2 protein-coding genes are annotated in these 2,463 nt (G+C 60.3%); both read left to right on the top strand.

Translation table 11 applies throughout. From position 1 onward, the window contains the following. The coding region (locus JOY90_RS37600; RefSeq protein ID WP_291696144.1) for an RICIN domain-containing protein at window positions 1-1,003 on the top strand (1,003 nt) is incomplete at its 5' end. 24 nt (window positions 1,004-1,027) lie between these two features. Next, on the top strand, window positions 1,028-2,463 hold a 1,436-nt coding region (locus JOY90_RS37595; protein WP_291696143.1), incomplete at its 3' end, for an arabinofuranosidase catalytic domain-containing protein.

The following is a 2,463-nucleotide window of genomic DNA, read 5'->3' as shown; positions in this document are numbered from 1 at the left end:
CTGGATGAGCGAGGTGGGCTGCTGCTTTGCCGACCAGAAAGAAAAGGAAAAGGGCGAGATGTGGGGAGCGTTGTTCATGGCGGATACCATCCGCATGGACCTGCGCGACCTCGGCGTTGAAGCTTGGCTGCTCTGGCAACCGGATTGGGAAGTGATCGGCTTCGATCCGAAGGGAGGGGCGCTGCAGCTTAAGAAGCAATACTATGCGATGGCGCAGTACAGCCGCTTCATCCGTCCGGGCTTTCAGATCGCTTCAGCGGGCGGCGCTTACAACACTCTGGCCGCTTACTCACCTGCATCGAAGCGTCTTGTTCTGGTGACGACCAACTGGGACCAACCCGGCGAGGACGATCTCGACCTGACGGCCTTTGCGGGGCTGCCCGCCGCCGTGACGGCGTACCGCACGACCTCGGATGCGCAGGCAAACCTGCGGCAGGAGACGATCGCCCTCTCTAGCGGCAAGCATATCGTCAGCTCTTTGCCGCCGCGCTCCATCACGACATATGTCATCGATGGCGTGACGCCGCGACCGGACGCATCGACAGACAGAATCGAAGGCGTGCATCAGGTGATCTCACAGGCCACGCATCAGTGCATGAATGTCACGACCAACTCAACGAGTTCGGGAGCCGCGATCATTTCGTATGCGTGCGGCGCCTACGCCAACGAGCTGTTCAATTTCGTGAACAGGGGCGGAGGGGTCTATTCGATCCACACCGTCAACGCGCTTGCCAGATTGTGCCTAAACATATCGAACGGCACGAACTCGCCCGGCGATGGCAAGACACGCGGCGGTCCGGGAAATCTCATTCAGTGGGGCTGTGACGATGGTCCGCTGCCGGCCAATGAACTGTTTCGGATCGAGAGCGGCCCTTCCGGGACCTACCGCCTTCAGGTGAAGAATTCCAATCTCTGTCTCGAGGACCCGGGTGCGGGAGGTACGTTGCGACAGAATCGATGCGATCCTGCGGCGGCGAGCCAGAGATTCTTTCTTGTCGACTGAGCGCCTCGCTCGTAGGAGGACCGAATGTTTGGATGGCTCCAGCGCACTTCCTTCCTTCAATACCAAGCGGATTGCAGAAGAGACGACCCACCGGGATGCCGAAACCTCAGCTCACTCAGGCCGAAGAACGGCGCAGCGCTGGCGGTCATCGTCGTCCTTGTGACCAGAAGCGTGATCGGGTGTGGTGTCGCACATTCCGAGACAATCGAGCAAAGGCCTTGCGATATCTATGCCACCAATCATACACCGTGCGTCGCCGCGCACAGCACGGTGAGATCTCTCTACGCCAAATACAAGGGCGCGCTGTATCTGGTGAAGAGAGCGTCGGACAACGCTACAGAAAACATCGGCTTGCTTTCGGACGGATACGCCAACGCAGTGGCGCAAGATGCGTTCTGCGACCACACCACCTGCGCTATCACTAAAATTTACGATCAGTCGCCCCACCATAACGATCTCTCGATCGCCCCTAGCGGGCACTACAAAGGACCAGGTCTCGACGGCTCCGACTTCGGCGCCGCCGCCGACGCGTTACCCGTGACGGCCGGCGGCCATCAAGTCTATGGCGTTTCGATTTCGCCTGGCATGGGCTACCGCAACAACCGGACATCGGGCATCGCAATGAACGGAAAGCCGGAAGGGATGTACATGGTCTCCTCCGGCACCCATCTCAATTCAGGGTGCTGCTTCGACTACGGCAACGCCGAGACCAGCGGCAACGACACCGGCGCCGGCCATATGGATGCGGTCAATGTAAGCCGGGACATGGAGTGGCCCAACTGCCGCAGCGAACCGGCGCCCGGGGTGGGCGCTGACCTCGAAAACGGAATATTCCACTGGAAGCAGCGAAGCTGCAATCCGGCCGCCAATTTCGGCGGCAGGCCGCGTCCCTTCATATCGGCTTGGTTGAAGAACGATGGTCAGAGGAGGTTTGCGCTAAAGTGGGGCGATGCGCGGTCGGGCGAGCTCAACGTCGCGTATGCCGGCTCCCTGCCCGATGGATATGCGCCCATGCGCCAGGAAGGCGCGATCATCCTCGGCATCGGCGGCGACAATAGCCATGCCTCTGCGGGCTCATTCTTCGAAGGCGCAATGATCGCCGGCTTTCCCTCCGATAGCGTCGATAACGCTATTCAGTCCAACATCGTCGCGGTCCACTATGGCGCGCCGAGCGGCCTATCCGGAACATTAACACCGGGATCTGACATCTCGCTGCAAGCGACCACACCATGCTGCACCGGAGATTATGTCCGCAACCAGAACGGTGGCGTCGTTATCGCGCCGATCACATCCGGCAGCCCTGAGCAGGACAAGGGCGACGCAACCTGGATCGTACGCCGCGGCCTCGCTAACGCCGCCTGCGTCTCCTTCGAGTCAAAAAACAATCCAGGCGACTTTCTACGGCATCAGAACGCTGCGCTCCGTATGCAGCCATTCGACGGCACCGCCCTCAACCGATC

It is taken from the genome of Bradyrhizobium sp. (assembly GCF_019242285.1).
In the GTDB taxonomy this organism is placed as follows: Bacteria; Pseudomonadota; Alphaproteobacteria; order Rhizobiales; family Xanthobacteraceae; genus Bradyrhizobium.
This window is presented reverse-complemented; position numbering and strand designations above follow the sequence as displayed.